General features: G+C 52.1%; 19 protein-coding genes and 1 pseudogene. 14 read left to right on the plus strand and 6 right to left on the minus strand.

The features are described from left to right. Position 1 precedes the first annotated feature (1 nt). Positions 2-640, minus strand: coding sequence for an HTH-type transcriptional regulator RutR (gene rutR, locus N7922_RS15705; RefSeq protein ID WP_263097201.1), 639 nt, complete (start codon positions 638-640; stop codon positions 2-4). Between the two features lie 279 nt (positions 641-919). On the opposite strand from rutR, the gene rutA reads away from it, so the two are divergent. The 6 genes and pseudogenes from rutA to rutF all read left to right on the plus strand — a co-directional run bounded on the left by rutA (position 920) and on the right by rutF (position 5,024). Further along, positions 920-2,011 (plus strand): pyrimidine utilization protein A, encoded by a 1,092-nt coding sequence (gene rutA / locus N7922_RS15710; protein ID WP_263097203.1) that lies wholly within the window; start codon positions 920-922, stop codon positions 2,009-2,011. Next, positions 2,011-2,719: pseudogene (gene rutB, locus N7922_RS15715) on the plus strand (pyrimidine utilization protein B); the annotation flags it as partial. The gene rutA and the pseudogene rutB, both read left to right, overlap by 1 nt. Then, positions 2,715-3,101: a pyrimidine utilization protein C gene (rutC, locus tag N7922_RS15720; protein WP_263097206.1), complete on the plus strand. Its 387-nt coding sequence runs from the start codon at positions 2,715-2,717 to the stop codon at positions 3,099-3,101. The pseudogene rutB and the gene rutC, both read left to right, overlap by 5 nt. 7 nt (positions 3,102-3,108) lie before the next feature. After that, positions 3,109-3,921: a pyrimidine utilization protein D gene (gene rutD / locus N7922_RS15725; RefSeq protein ID WP_263097207.1), complete on the plus strand. Its 813-nt coding sequence runs from the start codon at positions 3,109-3,111 to the stop codon at positions 3,919-3,921. Continuing rightward, positions 3,918-4,508, plus strand: a complete 591-nt coding sequence (locus tag N7922_RS15730) for a malonic semialdehyde reductase (RefSeq protein ID WP_263097208.1) — start codon at positions 3,918-3,920, stop codon at positions 4,506-4,508. The genes rutD and N7922_RS15730 overlap by 4 nt, the downstream gene beginning before the upstream one ends. A 9-nt stretch (positions 4,509-4,517) precedes the next feature. Then, the gene (gene rutF / locus N7922_RS15735; protein ID WP_263097210.1) at positions 4,518-5,024 is read left to right on the plus strand and encodes an NADH-dependent FMN reductase RutF; all 507 of its coding nucleotides are present in this window, start codon (positions 4,518-4,520) and stop codon (positions 5,022-5,024) included. On the opposite strand, the gene N7922_RS15740 is transcribed toward rutF, so the two are convergent. Together N7922_RS15740 and N7922_RS15745 are read right to left on the minus strand one after the other, a co-directional pair. Continuing rightward, complete coding sequence (locus N7922_RS15740; RefSeq protein ID WP_263100925.1) at positions 5,012-5,932, minus strand: DMT family transporter; 921 nt, start codon at positions 5,930-5,932, stop codon at positions 5,012-5,014. The two genes, rutF and N7922_RS15740, sit on opposite strands and share 13 nt — an antisense overlap. A gap of 131 nt (positions 5,933-6,063) precedes the next feature. Next, entirely contained in the window at positions 6,064-6,240 is a 177-nt protein-coding gene (locus N7922_RS15745; protein WP_071889987.1) for a general stress protein, read from the minus strand. A 394-nt stretch (positions 6,241-6,634) separates the two neighbouring features. On the opposite strand from N7922_RS15745, the gene wrbA reads away from it, so the two are divergent. After that, positions 6,635-7,231, plus strand: a complete 597-nt coding sequence (wrbA, locus tag N7922_RS15750; RefSeq protein ID WP_263097211.1) for an NAD(P)H:quinone oxidoreductase — start codon at positions 6,635-6,637, stop codon at positions 7,229-7,231. A gap of 20 nt (positions 7,232-7,251) precedes the next feature. Then, positions 7,252-7,479 carry a YccJ family protein gene (locus N7922_RS15755; protein WP_263097212.1) on the plus strand — a complete coding sequence of 76 codons (228 nt, stop codon included), beginning with the start codon at positions 7,252-7,254 and terminating at the stop codon, positions 7,477-7,479. Positions 7,480-7,516: 37 nt separating this feature from the next. Here N7922_RS15755 and agp read toward each other — a convergent pair whose 3' ends face one another. Next, on the minus strand, positions 7,517-8,755 hold the full coding sequence (gene agp, locus N7922_RS15760; protein ID WP_263097213.1) for a bifunctional glucose-1-phosphatase/inositol phosphatase: 1,239 nt from the start codon (positions 8,753-8,755) through the stop codon (positions 7,517-7,519). 152 nt (positions 8,756-8,907) lie between these two features. Here agp and N7922_RS15765 point away from each other — a divergent pair, with 152 nt between their 5' ends. Then, positions 8,908-9,357 carry a winged helix-turn-helix transcriptional regulator gene (locus tag N7922_RS15765; RefSeq protein ID WP_263097215.1) on the plus strand — a complete coding sequence of 150 codons (450 nt, stop codon included), beginning with the start codon at positions 8,908-8,910 and terminating at the stop codon, positions 9,355-9,357. Between the two features lie 128 nt (positions 9,358-9,485). Continuing rightward, the gene (locus tag N7922_RS15770) at positions 9,486-10,271 is read left to right on the plus strand and encodes an SDR family NAD(P)-dependent oxidoreductase (protein WP_263097216.1); all 786 of its coding nucleotides are present in this window, start codon (positions 9,486-9,488) and stop codon (positions 10,269-10,271) included. Here N7922_RS15770 and N7922_RS15775 read toward each other — a convergent pair. Then, positions 10,268-10,627 carry a winged helix-turn-helix transcriptional regulator gene (locus N7922_RS15775; RefSeq protein WP_263097217.1) on the minus strand — a complete coding sequence of 120 codons (360 nt, stop codon included), beginning with the start codon at positions 10,625-10,627 and terminating at the stop codon, positions 10,268-10,270. The two genes, N7922_RS15770 and N7922_RS15775, sit on opposite strands and share 4 nt — an antisense overlap. Before the next feature lie 100 nt (positions 10,628-10,727). On the opposite strand from N7922_RS15775, the gene N7922_RS15780 reads away from it, so the two are divergent. Beyond that, on the plus strand, positions 10,728-11,477 hold the full coding sequence (locus N7922_RS15780) for an SDR family oxidoreductase (RefSeq protein ID WP_263097218.1): 750 nt from the start codon (positions 10,728-10,730) through the stop codon (positions 11,475-11,477). A 53-nt stretch (positions 11,478-11,530) separates the two neighbouring features. Here the strand turns inward: N7922_RS15780 and N7922_RS15785 are convergent, their stop codons facing one another. Further along, on the minus strand, positions 11,531-12,913 hold the full coding sequence (locus N7922_RS15785) for a diguanylate cyclase (RefSeq protein ID WP_263100926.1): 1,383 nt from the start codon (positions 12,911-12,913) through the stop codon (positions 11,531-11,533). A 606-nt stretch (positions 12,914-13,519) separates the two neighbouring features. Here N7922_RS15785 and N7922_RS15790 point away from each other — a divergent pair. From N7922_RS15790 to N7922_RS15800, 3 genes are all read left to right on the plus strand, one after another. After that, positions 13,520-14,098: a helix-turn-helix transcriptional regulator gene (locus N7922_RS15790; protein ID WP_263097219.1), complete on the plus strand. Its 579-nt coding sequence runs from the start codon at positions 13,520-13,522 to the stop codon at positions 14,096-14,098. Positions 14,099-15,161: 1,063 nt separating this feature from the next. Then, positions 15,162-15,743, plus strand: coding sequence for a common pilus major fimbrillin subunit EcpA (gene ecpA, locus N7922_RS15795; protein WP_263100927.1), 582 nt, complete (start codon positions 15,162-15,164; stop codon positions 15,741-15,743). Between the two features lie 56 nt (positions 15,744-15,799). After that, positions 15,800-16,468: a hypothetical protein gene (locus N7922_RS15800; protein ID WP_263097220.1), complete on the plus strand. Its 669-nt coding sequence runs from the start codon at positions 15,800-15,802 to the stop codon at positions 16,466-16,468. Positions 16,469-16,487 lie beyond the last annotated feature (19 nt).

Raw genomic sequence — 16,487 nt, forward strand, 5'->3', positions numbered from 1 at the left:
CTTAACGCACGCGGATCCCTTCAATAATCATCCGCTGCACATTGTCGACGGTGCGCTGAAAGAATGCCGGATCCTGTAATGTCGCACCGGTCACGGCTTCGACCTGAGTGGCGAAATCCGCGTAATGCTGCGTGGAGGCCCAAATCATAAAGATCAGATGATGCGGATCGACAGCTGCGAGTTCGCCGCTGTCGATCCAGCCCGCAATAATTGCCGACTTCTCATCCACCAGCGTTTTCAGACTGCCGGTCAGTTCCGCTTTCAGCAGCGGTGCGCCCTGTAGCATCTCCTGACAAAACAACCGGGAAGCCTGCGGGTGATCCCGCGACACCTCCAGCTTAAGACGGATGTACTCTTTGATCGCCACCAGCGGGGTAAAATCGCTGCGGAACGCTTTCAGCGGCGCCAGCCAGATATCCAGAATCTGGCGCAACACGGCAATATAGAGCGCCTCTTTCGAAGGGTAGTAATAGAGTAAATTGGTTTTTGACACCCCGGCCAGCTCCGCCACCTGCTCAAGACGCGCGCCGTGGAAACCCAGCCGGGAAAAGGCGTCCAGCGCGGCGGTTAAAATCGCCTGACGCTTCTCACTGACTGCCCGGGTGCGCTTATCCGCACGCTTCACCGTACCCTGTGCCATATCTGCTCTCCTTTATGTTGGATGCAGCATAGCAAATGGAATCCGCCGACTCGACCCTGTGCACTCTGATTGCGCACAAACGCCTGCTTTTTGTGCACCGTTTTTGACCATTTAGTCCACTTTTTATCGACCCATTTCGCCAACCTTTAATTAACACATTAATAACAATGACCTTTTTCATGTTGGCATCCGCTTTGCAACTCGTTGATTGCGAGGCTGAAAGGACAATGCAGGATGCAGCGCCACGCCAGACATTCACCTGACAATGCGAGGTATGTGATGAAAATTGGTGTTTTCGTTCCGATTGGCAACAATGGCTGGCTGATTTCGACCCATGCGCCACAGTACAAACCGACCTTTGAGCTGAATAAAGCGATTGTGCAAAAAGCCGAACACTATCACTTCGATTTTGCGCTCTCGATGATCAAGCTGCGCGGCTTCGGCGGTAAAACCGAATTCTGGGATCACAACCTGGAGTCCTTCACCCTGATGGCCGGGCTGGCCGCGGTGACCTCCCGCATCCAGATTTACGCCACCGCCGCCACCCTGACGCTGCCGCCAGCGATTGTGGCGCGGATGGCATCGACGATCGATTCCATCGCCAACGGCCGTTTCGGCGTTAACCTGGTCACCGGCTGGCAGAAGCCGGAGTATGAGCAGATGGGGCTGTGGCCGGGGGATGAGTACTTCTCCCGTCGTTACGACTATCTGACGGAGTACGTGCAGGTGCTGCGCGATCTCTGGGGCACCGGGAAGAGTGATTTCAAAGGTGAATTCTTCACCATGAATGACTGCCGCGTCAGCCCGCAGCCCACCAGCCCGATGAAAGTGATCTGCGCCGGGCAGAGCGACGCCGGAATGGCGTTCTCGGCAAAATATGCAGATTACAACTTCTGCTTCGGCAAAGGGGTCAACACGCCAACGGCCTTTGCGCCCACCGCCAAACGCATGCAGGAGGCCGCCAGTGAAACGGGGCGCAACGTTGGCTCTTATGTGCTGTTTATGGTGATCGCCGATGAAACAGACGACGCCGCACGGGCAAAATGGGAACACTACAAAGCCGGTGCAGATGACGAAGCGCTGGCCTGGCTGACTGAGCAGAGCCAGAAAGACACCCGCTCCGGCGCGGATACCAACGTGCGCCAGATGGCGGATCCCACCTCCGCCGTCAATATCAACATGGGCACGCTGGTCGGTTCGTACGCCACCGTCGCCCGTCTGCTGGATGAGGTCGCCACCGTCCCTGGCACCGATGGCGTACTGCTGACGTTTGATGATTTTCTGCAAGGCGTGGAAGCCTTTGGTGAGCGCATTCAGCCATTGATGCAGTGTCGTCGCCATATTCCCGCGCCCACTCGCGAGGTGGCCTGATGATTACACTGAACGCCAGACCGGAATCCCTCACCTTCGCCCCTGAGCGCAGCGCGCTGATTGTGGTGGATATGCAAAATGCCTATACCAGTCCGGGGGGTTACCTCGATCTGGCGGGTTTCGATGTCTCCGCCACCCAACCGGTGGTCGACAATATTAATATTGCCGTCGCCGCAGCCCGTGCAGCAGGCATGTTGATTATCTGGTTTCAGAACGGTTGGGACAGCGACTACGTTGAAGCAGGCGGCCCCGGTTCGCCGAACTACCACAAGTCCAACGCATTAAAAACCATGCGCCAGCGCCCGGAGTTACAAGGAACATTGCTGGCGAAAGGCGGCTGGGACTATGCCCTTGTGGATGCATTACAACCGCAGCCGGGTGATATTGTCCTGCCCAAACCGCGTTACAGCGGCTTTTTTAACACACCACTCGATAGCATTCTGCGCAGTCGCGGTATTCGCCATTTGGTGTTTACCGGCATCGCCACCAATGTTTGCGTCGAGTCGACGCTGCGCGATGGTTTCTTCCTCGAATATTTCGGCATTGTGCTGGAAGACGCCACCCATCAGGCCGGTCCGGCGTTTGCCCAACAGGCCGCGCTGTTCAACATTGAAACCTTCTTCGGCTGGGTAAGCGACGTGCAGACCTTCTGCACCGCCCTGTCGCCACAGAAACTCGTCAATATCGCTTAAGGAGAGGCATTATGCCAAAACAGGTCATTATTCCGCCGGGCACCACCACCCCGATTGCGCCCTTCGTCCCCGGCACGCTGGCAGACGGCGTCGTGTATGTCTCCGGCACACTGCCCTTCGATAAGCAAAATAATGTGGTCTATGTCGGCGACCCAAAGGCGCAAACGCGCCACGTGCTGGAAACCATCCGGAGCGTGATCGAAACGGCGGGTGGCACGATGGAGGACGTGACATTCAACAGTATCTTTATCACCGACTGGACAAACTACGCCGCGGTTAACGAAGTCTATGCCGAATTTTTCCCCGGCGATAAACCGGCCCGTTTCTGCATCCAGTGCGGTCTGGTGAAGCCGGAGGCGCTGGTGGAAATCGCCACCGTCGCGCATATCGGTAAGTGAGGTATGCATGAAGCTGACCCTGAGTGCAGCGCCTTTTGCCGACGCGCCGGTCGTGGTGCTGAGCGCCGGTCTTGGCGGGGCTGGCAGTTACTGGCTGGCGCAACTCGCCGCTCTTGAGGCGCATTACCAGGTGGTGCGTTACGATCAGCGCGGCACCGGTAACAACCCGGACACGCTGCCGGACGGCTACCGTATGCAGGATATGGCTGCGGAGCTGCATCAGGCGTTACGCGAAGCCGGTATTCGCCGTTATTGCGTGACAGGCCACGCCTTAGGTGCGCTTATCGGCTTGCAACTGGCTCTCGATCACCCGGATGCCGTCAGTGGGTTGGTGCTGGTGAATGGCTGGCTAACGCTTAACGATCACACCCGGCGCTGCTTTCAGGTGCGTGAACGCCTGTTGCAGGCTGGCGGTGCAGAAGCCTGGGTCCAGGCGCAGCCGCTGTTTCTTTACCCGGCGGACTGGATGGCGGCAAACGCACCGCGAATGGAAGCCGAAGAAGCGCTGGCCGTGGCGCATTTTCAGGGGGAAACCAATCTGCTGCGCCGCCTCAGCGCCCTGAAAGCGGCGGATTTCAGCGCCCGCGCCGGGCAGATCCAGTGCCCGACGCTGATCATCTGCTCACGGGATGACCTGCTGGTGCCCTGGACCTGCTCCCGCGACATGCAGCAAGCGATCCCCGGCAGCCAGTTGAGGGTGATGGAGCGCGGTGCGCATGCCTGCAATATCAGTGAAAGCACCACCTTCAATACGTTATTACTCGGTGGGCTGGCGTCGATGCTGCCCGCCCCGACACCGTTTTTAAAGGAGAATGTATGAGTGAGGCCGTCACCCCAGCCGCGCTGGACACACTGTTTACTCAGGCTCGCACCCACAATGGCTGGCGGGATCGCCCGGTGAGCGACGAGACGCTGCATGAGATTTATGATCTGCTGAAAATGGGACCGACCTCCGCCAACTGCAGTCCGGCGCGCTTTGTGTTTATCCGAACACCGGAAGGCAAAGAGAAACTGCGCCCGGCGCTCTCCAGCGGGAATCTGGAAAAAACCCTTAGCGCCCCTGTTACCGCCATCGTCGCCTGGGACAGCGAATTTTATGAACAGCTTCCGACGCTCTTTCCCCATGGCGATGCGCGCAGCTGGTTTACTTCCAGCGCAAGCATGGCGGAAGAAACCGCCTTTCGTAATAGCTCGATGCAGGCGGCATATCTGATTTTCGCCTGTCGGGCGCTGGGTCTGGACACCGGGCCGATGTCGGGCTTTGATCGCGGCAAAGTCGATGCCGCCTTCTTTGCCGGCACGACACTGCGCAGCAATTTACTGGTCAACATCGGCTATGGCGATGCCAGCAAGCTGTTTCCCCGCCTGCCGCGACTGCCCTTCGCTGACGCCTGTCAGCTTGTCTGAGGTGTGACTATGAGCATCGATACCCAATCATTTCGCGACGCCATGGCCTGCGTTGGCGCGGCAGTGAATATCATTACAACCGACGGGCCCGCCGGGCGCGCCGGATTTACCGCCAGCGCCGTATGCAGCGTGACCGATTCACCACCGACGCTGCTGGTGTGCCTGAACCGCAACGCCTCCGTATGGCCCGTGTTTCGCGAGAACCAGACATTGTGTGTTAACACGCTGGCGGCGGGACAGGAGGCGTTATCGAACCTATTTGGCGGGAAAACCGCGATGGCGGAACGCTTCGCCGCGGCTGAATGGCAGTCTGGCGAAACGGGCTGCCCGCGATTGTTGGGCGCGTTGGCGTCTTTCGATTGCCTTATTAGCCAGGTCACCAGCGTGGGTACGCACGATATTCTGTTTTGCCAGATAGTGGACATTGCGCGCCAACCGGTGCCGGAAGGACTGGTGTGGTTTGACCGGCGCTACCATGCGCTGGTGCGCCCGGCCTGTCTGGATCAGGGCTCCTGATTCAGACGCTTTTCAGGCGCTGGCAACGGCGCTTTTTTCTTTTTCAGCTTCAGTTCGCTCACCAGCACGCCCAGCACAATCAACGCGCCACCCAATAACGCCAGTAACGGTAAACGCTCGCCCGCGAGGCGGCCAAACACGCCCGCCCATACCGGCTCGCCGGTGTAAATCACCGTGGCCCGGGTAGGCGAAACGCTACGCTGCGCCCAGTTCATGACCACCTGGATAATGGCACTGAAAATCCCTAAACCTAACGCCACCAGCACCAGTCCTGGCGAGAGCGGCGGTACGGATTCCCCTGACGGGAGCATCGCGGAAAACGAAACAACAGACGCAGTAAGCAGTTGCACCACCGTGACCCGACGCACATCGACTGTCCCGGCCCAGGCGCTGATCAGAATGATTTCGGCGGCGATCGCCAGCGCGCTGGCAAGCGTGATGAGTTCCCCTTTCCCGAGCGCCAGCAGATTACCTTCCGGCCCGGCCAGCAGCAGCAAACCGGTAAACGCCAGCACGATGCCGATGCAGGACATCAGTCCCGGCATACGCCCGAGGCAGAGCCATTGCAGCAGGGGCACCAGCGGCACATACATGGCGGTAATAAACGCAGATTTACTGCTGGTGATAGATTGCAGCCCCCAGGTTTGCAGACTGTAGCCCAGCGCAATAGAGATGCCAATTATCACGCCCGCTTTCACCTCCCGCCAGGTGAGGTCACGTAATATCGCCAGCGACAGAAGCGCCACCGCCAGTGCCGCAGTGGCAAAGCGTAACCCCACAAAGAAGAACGGGCCGCTCATGGTCACCGCGTATTGCACCGCGAGAAATGTGCCGCCCCAGAACATGGTGATCAGGATCAACAGCGCTTCCTGAGGCTTAATGGAAAAGGCGTAACGGGAAAAAGACATAGCGCGACCAACAAGAGAAGAAACGTCGTAGTGTGCGGTGGCTTGAGAGGCTGCGCAAGGATAAAAAAACCGCCGGGTCTCCCCGGCGGCGGGCATGGTCGACAACGGGTCAACGTTGCCTGCCATCATCGTTAGCTGCTGCTGCGGCTACCGTGACTGTTTTTGCCCCCTTTTTTTCCTGCTTCTGAGGCGCGCTGAGGGTCATTTTTAAAATTGCCCCCGCTTTGCTGGCCACCTTTACGACCTGCTGCTGATGCTCTTTCACGGTCTTCAGCGAAATTACCTGAACCACCACGATGGTTTGCCATGTCTCACCTCCGGATAAGTGAAATATCAGACATCATACTGCATTCAGTAAAAGAGGATTCTTTCACTTCACGACGTTAAGGCAGAGCCTTTATCTGCGTCGCGTGCAACTAAGCTTAGTGGAATACGGGTATCCAGCCAGCGACCGGTAATATCCTGCAACAGGTTCTCTGCCGATTGGCTGATATTCCCTAAGCGAAACCGATAAGCTCCTCTTAAGTCTCCAAAAAACACGCACAAGAAAAATGTGTCAAATTGCAACAAAGATGCTCTTATCATTTATTTGTTATTTATCAAAGAAATGGTGCTCTTACTTGCACTCTGCCTGTCACGACATACGCTTAAAAGAACGCAGCGATATGCTGCCTGCTAACGTCAAACCGAGGAGTGACAGAAATGGCTAAAGTGTTGGTGCTTTACTACTCCATGTATGGACACATTGAAACGATGGCGCATGCAATAGCTGAAGGGGCGCAAAAAGTGGATGGCGCAGAGGTCGTCATCAAGCGCGTGCCGGAAACCATGTCGGCGGAAGTCTTTCTGAAGGCCGGGGGGAAAACACAAAACGCCCCGGTCGCCACACCGCAGGAACTGGCGGAATATGACGCCATTATTTTTGGTACGCCCACCCGCTTTGGCAACATGTCCGGGCAGATGCGTACCTTCCTGGATCAAACCGGCGGGCTGTGGGCCTCCGGCGCGTTGTACGGCAAGCTGGCGAGTGTATTTAGCTCTACCGGCACCGGCGGTGGCCAGGAACACACCATCTCCTCAACATGGACTACCCTTGCACATCATGGAATGGTGATTGTTCCTATCGGCTACGCCGCACAGGAACTGTTCGATGTTTCACAGGTTCGCGGCGGTACGCCTTACGGCGCGACAACCATTGCCGGTGGCGATGGATCGCGTCAGCCAAGTGCCGAAGAGCTGGCGATTGCCCGTTATCAGGGTGAGTATGTTGCTGGTCTGGCAGTAAAACTGAACGGCTAACCTTCTACAGGAGGAGACAGATGCCAACTCAAGAAGCGAAAGCTCATCGCGTAGGTGAATGGGCCAGTTTACGTAACACCTCACCGGAAATCGCGGAAGCGATTTTTGAGGTCGCGGGGTACGACGAAGCGCTGGCGGAAAAGATTTGGGAGGAAGGCAGCGATGAAGTTCTGCTGCGTGCCTTCGAAAAGACGGATAAAGATGCGCTCTTCTGGGGCGAACAGACGATAGAGCGTCAAAACGTCTAGTTGTTGGCTCCCCCGCCATCACGGGGGAGCATTTTCCTTACTTCGCCGCCTCACGCATCAGCGTAGTGAATTTATCGATTGGGCAGAAACCATTGGCATCGACCGGGCAACCTTTTAACGCCAGCGTCACGCGCTGTGGTGGAGCGTCGAGCGTCAGCGCTTGCGTATTCCGTAGCTGGTCACTGCTCTGATAAACATATTCAATTTTCATCAGATCGCGATTCGCAGTCGCGTCATGCCAGCGCTGGAAGACGATTTTGCCGCCAATCGGCGTGCGCTCGTTTTGGTCATGAAGCTGATAAGGTTTAAACTCAAGCGCCGTCAGCAACGACGCAATATTAGAGTCATGCCCTACCAGCACCGTGATTTTCGGTGCGCTGCCCGCCTCTTCCACCAGGGCGTTGTCGAGGTATTTCACCAGCGGCTTCGCCACATTGCGCGCCACCTGCTGCGACGTAAACAGCGTGTCCTGGTAACTGTTTTTCAGCTTCGACAATACCCGCCACTGTTGTTCTGTTTTGATTTCACCCCACGCCACCTGATCCAGGGGGAAGCCTTCGTAGTACTGCAAGGTAAAGGCGTCCACCAGCGAATTCCCCACTTTCAGCGGCCCGGATACCCCCGGCTCCTGCTGATATTTGGCGCTGAATGTCTCTTTCCCGTCCGCGAGCGAACATTGCTGCTTCTCTTTACAGGCGGGAGACTCACGGTAGCGGGTGATTTTTTCCAGCAGCGCATAGCTTTCCCCCAGCGCATACTGCTTGCGCTGCGTTTCCATGGCGCTTACCGCTTGCTGAGCAAAAGCGTCAGACTCATCGGTGATAACCGGGTTGAACAGCGGATCCATAGTGCCCATCTTTTCCTGATGATGAACCGGCACGTCGCAGCCCGGAAACGCGCCGCTGATAAAGAACTGAGCGGTGGCGACCGTACGTTGCAGACTGTTAGCCCGCACATAAACACTGTCTGACGCCGGGCACTCTCCGGCACTCACCAGCTTTTGCTCCGCCAGCCATTCGCGCATGTAATGCCCCATGTAGACTTCCAGCACCCCACCTTTGGTGGTGAGTTGACCGCCCGGAACATCCCACTCGGGCCAGGCGTTTGGCGTGGATTGCTCCAGCACGCTGCCGTTGTTTGCCAGTGGCGCGCGCAGATTGTGTCGGCTCATGATCAACACTTGTTGTAACTGATAACCCTGCGGCGTGGTTTGCGCCATCACGCCCGGTGTCGCCATGACAGCGGCGATCGCCGTAAGCCAGAGTACGGTTTTCATCCTGTTTTCCTCTTCTCTCAGCCTGAAAACAAAAGTGTGACACATTTATGACGGCGTACCGGGACGCATTTCACGGAGTGTGCGCTGGTGCAAAAAGCGATGTTTTCCTGCCGTGAGTAGTTTTATAATTAAACCACTAACGGAGGAACACCATGAAACGCACCCGCCTTGAAGAGACCTTCTGCCCTGTTGCCCGCTCGCTGGATATTATTGGCGATTGGTGGTCGCTGTTGATTGTGCGCGATGCGCTAAATGGCATTAAACGCTTCGGCGAGTTTCAGAAAAGCCTCGGCATCGCCAAAAATATGCTGACCGCACGGCTTAAGCTGCTGGTCGATGAAGAGATCCTGCGCATGCAACCGGCCTCCGATGGCAGCGCGTGGCAGGAGTATGTGTTAACGGATAAAGGCCGTTCCCTGCAAACCGTGCTGGTGGCGCTTTCACAGTGGGGGAACGAATGGCTGTTTGCACAGGGCGAGCCTGCCAGCGTGCTGGTAGATAACCAGTTGCGCCGACCGTTACAGAAACTGGCGCTACGTGCAGAAGATGGGCGTGAACTGCAACCTGAAGAGGTGACATTGCGCGTAGCCAGCCCGCAGTAATTCAACACGTTACCCTGTTATTATCCTGTAGCGCACTTTTTGCCGTCTTATTTGGTTGCATAATAAAACCAAATATCGCATGCTGCGTTTAGTTTCATTATAAAACCATATCATGAGAGGAAACGAAAATGGCCACTACCGCACTGATCACTGGCGCATCTTCAGGCATTGGCGCTGTATATGCAGACCGTCTTGCCGCCCGGGGCTACAACCTGCTGCTGGTTGCTCGCCGTGAAGACCGACTGAATTCACTGGCAGAGGATTTACAACAACGCCACGGCATCAATGTCCGTACGCTGGTGGCCGATCTTAGCCAGCAGGAGGGTATTCAGCGCGTTGAAACGGTACTCCAGGAAGATGCGTCTATTGCGGTTCTGGTTAACAATGCCGGAGCTGCGGCGCTCTCGCCGTTCCTTGGCAGCACAGCGCAGCAGCACGAAGCCATCAATACGCTGAACACAACCGCGCTGATGCGCCTGACGCTGGCGGTGTTGCCACGCTTTGTAGAGAACAATCACGGGACCCTCATCAATATTGCGTCGGTCGTGGCTTTCCATGCCCGTGCTGGAAGCGCCGTGTACAGCGCCACCAAAGCCTGGGTGTTGAATTTCACCCGCGGTTTGCAGGAGGAGTTCGCTGACAGCAACATTCGCATCCAGGCGGTACTGCCTGCGGCGACAGCCACAGAGATTTGGGGCCATTCCGGTATTACGCTGGATGCTCTGCCGGAAGGATCGGTGATGACCACGGAAGATTTGGTAGATGCCGCGCTGGCGGGACTGGATCAGGGTGAGCTTGTGACCGTACCGCCAGTGGAAGATGTGCAGTTGTGGGAGGATTGGGAAGCGGCACGACTGGCGCTGTTCAGCGCCTCGCGCAATGGTAAACCGGCCTCCCGTTACACACGCAGTTAACGTTTTAACGCACTGCCGTGGCTGCGCATCCACTCCGCCACCGGATCCAATGCGCTACGCAGGGTTGCGCCCAATGGCGTAATGCTATATTCCACGCGCGGCGGCACTTCCGCATAGACCTGGCGCGACACCAGCCCGCGTTGTTCAAACAACCGTAGCTGGCGCGTCAGCTCTTTTTGCGTAATCGGGTAAACCGCCCGTTGCAGATCGCTAAAACGCACCGGCGTGTTCAGGACAATCAAGCGATACAAGATCGGGATCGCCCATTTTCCCGAAATCAGGCTAACGAAATCCGTCATCGGACAGGGTTCCGTCGCATAATTTTTTTCCGGCAACCCTGCCGCTGGTTCCGCCATAGCGCACCTCTCGCCTCTTTAGTATCCATTTGGTACCTTGTATTCAAAAGATACTAACGACTCTATAGTGCATTCTCAAGTCAAAGATGAGGATGAGAAAATGGGCCGTTTAGCAGGTAAATATGCGTTGATCACGGGTGGAACTACCGGTATTGGGCTGGCCACCGCGCAGACATTTATGGCCGAGGGGGCGCAAGTTGCGGTCACCGGACGCAACCCCACTACGTTAGCGCAGGCACAGGCGGTGTTGGGACCAGACGCCTGGGTGATTGCCTCCGATGCCGGGCGAATCGACGAGCAGCGTCAGCTTGCCACAACGCTCGCCGCGCGCTGGCCTCGCGTGGACGTGGTGTATATCAATGCCGGGGATGTTTCCCACGGTTTGCTTGAGGAGTGGCGTGAAGAAAACTGGGATCGATTGATGGATACCAATCTGAAAGGTCCCTATTTTCTGATCCAGGCGCTACTGCCGTTGCTGCATAATCCTTCATCGGTCATTCTGTGCGGCTCTGTCAGCGCACGCATCGGGCTGCCAGCCAGCAGCGCGTATGCGGCTAGCAAAGCAGCCTTGCTTTCACTTGCCAGAACGCTCTCCGGGGAACTGCTGTCGCGCGGCGTGCGCGTTAATGGACTGAGCCCTGGCCCGGTGGAGACGCCAGCTATGAATAAACTCGGGTTAAGCGGCCCGGCGCAGCAGGCGTTGCAAAGTGAGATCAAAGAGTTGGTGCCGCTGGGTAGAATGGGCACGCCAACGGAGCTGGCAAAAGCCGCGCTTTTCCTGGCGTCCGATGAATCCAGCTATGTGGTCGGAACCGAGCTGCTGGTGGATGGCGGCACAGGTAGCCTGTAATGACAGACGGAGCCGCCGCGCGCGGCTCGTCAAGAAACGACGCAGACAACACTTTACGGTGCAGCTCTCCATAACTCGACACAATTCCGCCCTCTTTTTTTGGCAATATACAGGGCTTCGTCCGCCGCCTGAATCAGCCGCTCATAGTCGGGATGCCCGCTGAACATCGCTGCGCCAATAGATAACGAAAGTGCAATATTGTCGCCCGTAGGTGACTTGATATTTGTTTTCTCCACGCGCGCGCGAATACGTTCAGCAATACGCAGAGTGTCAACTTCGGATGCTTCGGTTAATACAATGACAAACTCATCGCCTCCGTAGCGGAAAACGTAATCACAACTCCGCACATTATCATAAAATGCATTCGACACTTTGCGCAGGATTTCGTCGCCAACAAAATGCCCCCATGTGTCGTTAATCTGTTTGAATTTATCCACATCAATGATCAGCACTGACAATGGTGAACCCGCACGATTGGCTTGTGAAATCTCCCGTTTAAAAATGGTGGGCAAAAAACGCCGGTTAAGTAACTTCGTTAAGACGTCCATACCGACTTCATGACGGGAAACTTCATCAAACAATTCCCGTAACAGCGAGTTAATTTGTGCAAGGGTATTTCTTATTTGCATCAGAAACTTAATGCGCAGGGGTTTGGTGCGAAGCGCCTTTGGCGTCATACCAATATTACGAAACAGTTCATCCAGCTCCTGCAATAATCTTGAAATATGACCCACCTCGGCAATACCGCTGAAATAGTGCCGTCCTTTATGATTAAACCAGAGTCCAAAATCCGACTGACTGAGTGGCAGGCTGTTACCTAAATCAGAATCCAGTAGCACTTTGTAAATCATATCCATTTCCCACGCTAACAACGCCGAAATCTGACGCTCCTTCTCCTCTTCGGCATTCTCCAGCAGTGAGAATATGCGGTAGTTTTCATCCTCTTTTGCGGAACTGCTTTCATTAAATGAAAACGCCCGCGACATAATCTCCATCGCCAGATCAATGCTGTTGATAGAATAATGATAGAGTTCCAGCTTTTCCTGCGCACTGCATGGGGAGGCAATAATAAACGGGTAGAGAAGTTTTTTGAGTACGCGAAACCCCATTTCCACAAGTTCAACCGGGATACCGATGCGCGCATGAATCTCAGCAACATGCTGCTGGACCTGAATCTGATGATCGATATCATCGACCTGACATGAAAAGATCTCAACAACCCATTGTTCGAGGGCATGCTTGAGCTGTTTTTCTACTTGCTCGTTTGACAGAAACTCCTCAGCATGCGCGTCGGCGAGCACGATGCGATAGAAGGCAATACTCAGTTCGTGCGCATGGACTTTGGCCAGTTCTGCAGCTATACGGCGAATATGCAAGTCTGTCTGGCCGAGTAAATCCTCCCATTCACCTCTCATTGTTTTAATATAAGTTTCCATCATTCAAACCTCTACAGTAAAACACCTCTGGTTTGGGCTACCGTCTGAACATGGACTGTCAATGGCTGACAGCATGTAACGCAGCGAAAGCGATAGCGAACTTTTCCCGTGTGCTCACCTGCAGGTTAAATAAAAATCTATTCACGATAGAGTGTGCGGATTTAAAAAACAGAAAACAATCAAAACACAGAATTAAAAACCACATCCTGAGTAAGCATCTGGAATGCATGAATGAAGTATAGACCTTATAAAATATACGTGGCAGGACCCGTGCAGATGGATGTCATTAACACACCATCCGCCTGGGTTTACTCATATGCTACCGCTGCGTTTACCCAGGGCTCACTTGCCTTAAATTTCAAATCGACATGCATATAAGATATTTAAGATTAGCAATAGTGAACAGATACGCAGTATGGCAGCCTGATGAATAACACATAAATATGTCACCCAACCACAGAGAGAAACAACACTGTTTTTTGGCATTTGCATACTTTATTCACACATTTAAGATAATTTAATTTCATAATTGCACACTCACCGCCTTACAATTCCTTATTCTGTTGCATAAAACCAGATATCAGGGAAACGATGAGTATTTATATAATGAGTGGTAACATTTATCTGCGAAATGGAATTATTTCATTAGCAAAACCAGAAGGATGGGAGATAATTTCATATGAAGTGGACAACTGTTACGAGAAAGAATTAACTTGCGATGATGTGGTGATCCTTCATGTTGATATCAAAAATAGTTATTATGCAAAAGCGATCTCGTTGATAAACAGAAAAAGCAAATTGTTAGTAATACTGGAAGCAATGAGGGATATTGTCATTGCCGATGTTGATAATGTTATAAAATCAAGAGAGCCGTTATCCAGTATTACCAATGCCATTCATTGTATAATCAAAAAAGAGAAAAAGCCTAAAGCATCCAGCAACACGCTTAGCGACATCGAGAACATCATTCTGAACGAGTCTCTAAAAGGAAAGAGCATTAACCTAATCGCTGATGCTTTAAACTTGTCACCCAAAAGAGTATATGCTTACCGCACCAGAGCATGTAAGAAACTTGGCGGAAAGAAAATTAACGATCTTCTCCTTATTCGGGATAAACTTCTTGAAGACTCCAGCCTTCGACTTCCGTCACGTATCCGAACAGAACATCAGGGCTGGAATTTATAAATCACCACCTGTAATTATTGTGCCTCCGCCAGTTACATACATGCCAGTGCAAACGGGGGCATTGACTTAACAACAGGGCCAGGGTTGCTTACTAATCCTTCCAGGAAAGTGCATAGCATCTTGCAATTTAAAGACGATGTATATACATTGCAATAAAAATCACAATAACCATATAGAATAACAAAACATTTGATGTTAAATATTTTATGCACAATGTTTAGCAAAATCATTGCATGAGCATAAGTCCATCGCCAAAGTGTGGAAAAGTGAATCACGCCTAAAACAATAGCCGACGTTTTATTGAAAACCGCAACCAGTTTATAAAGCCAATCATTTCAAGCAATAACATCACTCTTAAATTTCCAATAAAATCCAGACTGATAAATAAAAACATTCATCAATTTGATGAGTTTGATTTACTGGTCAGCTTTTTCTCTGGCTGAATCCAATGCCAGACATCATATCACAAATTTATTTGCGATAAGATTAATAGATTACATTCTGTACTCCATCCACTTCATCCTTAGCTGTCGAGTCGCGATGCTGGCTTTATGAGAAGTTATCGCTGTTTTTCTTACAACATTCTCTTTTTTGGGAAAGATTTGACTCCTTATGACATAAAACGTTACCGCTGTAGTTCTTAAAAAAGAATAACCCTCATTCTGTCGGGCAACACAAATGTTAGATAAAAGTTGAAAAAAGATACAACACTATGATTGATACTGTTTTTATAGTTAACATTTTTGCAATGTAACTTATTTTATTTAGTCATTATATCTTTTTACTAACCAGCCAGGACCACCACTGCTAATCTTAAACACGCAAACGAATGGTCAGAAAAGCAGGATTGAAGACTTATTTGCTAATAGCAATTGTCGAACCATTATCATGGCAAACGGCAATGCTTATGCTAAGCAATTAAAAGTTCAGAATTTAACCATCGTACCTGTATACATATAATGCTAATAAACGGGAATAACATAATACCAAGCCGTGCCCCCCCATGGTTGTCCACATGGAATTTCGCCAACATAAATTGTCCATCAATATAGTGGTAATTAATATGAAAAAGACTGCAATTATTCTCGCATTAATCGCAACATTTACAACCGGAAATGTTCAGGCCGGCGTTACAGCTCAGGCCGTTGCCACCTGGTCCGCAACAGCAAAAAAAGACACGACGAGCAAACTGACTGTTACGCCTTTAGGTAGTTTATCTTTCCAATATGCTCAAGGCGTCGGTGGTTTTGGCTCACAAAGAGGGTTATTTGACGTCGCGGTAGAAGGCCAGCCCCAAACAACAGCATTTAAACTCACCACCCGACTACTTGCTAATACGCTTACACAGCTCAATGGTTCAGGCTCTACTCTGGAGGTCGGTGTAAGCTATTTGGGAACATATTTATCCAAAGGAAGCAATACAGTGATGATTGATACCGCTAGCGGTATTCTTGGTGGTAATTTAAGTCCTCTGGCTAACGGCTATAACACCACAGGCCGTGCAACAGCACAGGATAGTTTCACATTTTCCATTATTAACGGCACATTAGACGGTTCAACACAGGCATCTGACTTCAGCCAACTCCCGGAAGGGATCTGGAGTGGTGACGTTAGCGTTCAATTCGATACAACCTGGACCAGCTGATTGTTTTATCTAAAGCAGGAGCGGCCAATCGCCCTGCTTATTTTTATGGTATGTCAATGAAAAAGACTATTTTGATAGTATGGATCATACTCATCTGTCCATTTCCTGTGTCGGCACTTGATGTTGGTGATATCTCATCCTTCATGCATAGTAATGATTCGATGATAAGCAAAGAGATCAAAAACACGACTACAACAGGGCGATTTATTAATATCCATATAGATAGAATAACCACACCATTGGAGAACGGAAAGACAATTCCAATGGAAAGTAAAAATGAGCTTTTACTTACCCCTGGCAGTTTATTATTGCCGGCAAAAAGCAATGAAATTATCCGTTTTTATTACAATGGACCTGATGATAACAGAGAGAGGTATTATCGAATTACATGGTTTGACCAGGCATTAAGTGGGGTGCAGAAAAACAATTCATCACGAAATGCTGTCGCCACAGCCTCTGCCCGTATAAGTACAATTTTAGTTGTATCGCCACGCAAAGTGAAATATGACTATCAGTACAACCTGGGTGAAATACTAAATACTGGAAATGCCACACTCCGGATCATTGCATATGGTCCATGCCTTGCAAGTAAACAAGGTAGCGAGTGCAAGGAAAACTACTTCCTGATGCCTGGAAAATCACGAACATTCACACATGTTGATGTATCAGATCCCAACGGACACATTGCTTTTTGGCAAGCCGAGCACTTTACCCCAGTAAAATAGACATTTTATCGTGGAGTTA

The organism is Kosakonia sp. ML.JS2a, from assembly GCF_025642095.1.
Lineage (GTDB): Bacteria > Pseudomonadota > Gammaproteobacteria > Enterobacterales > Enterobacteriaceae.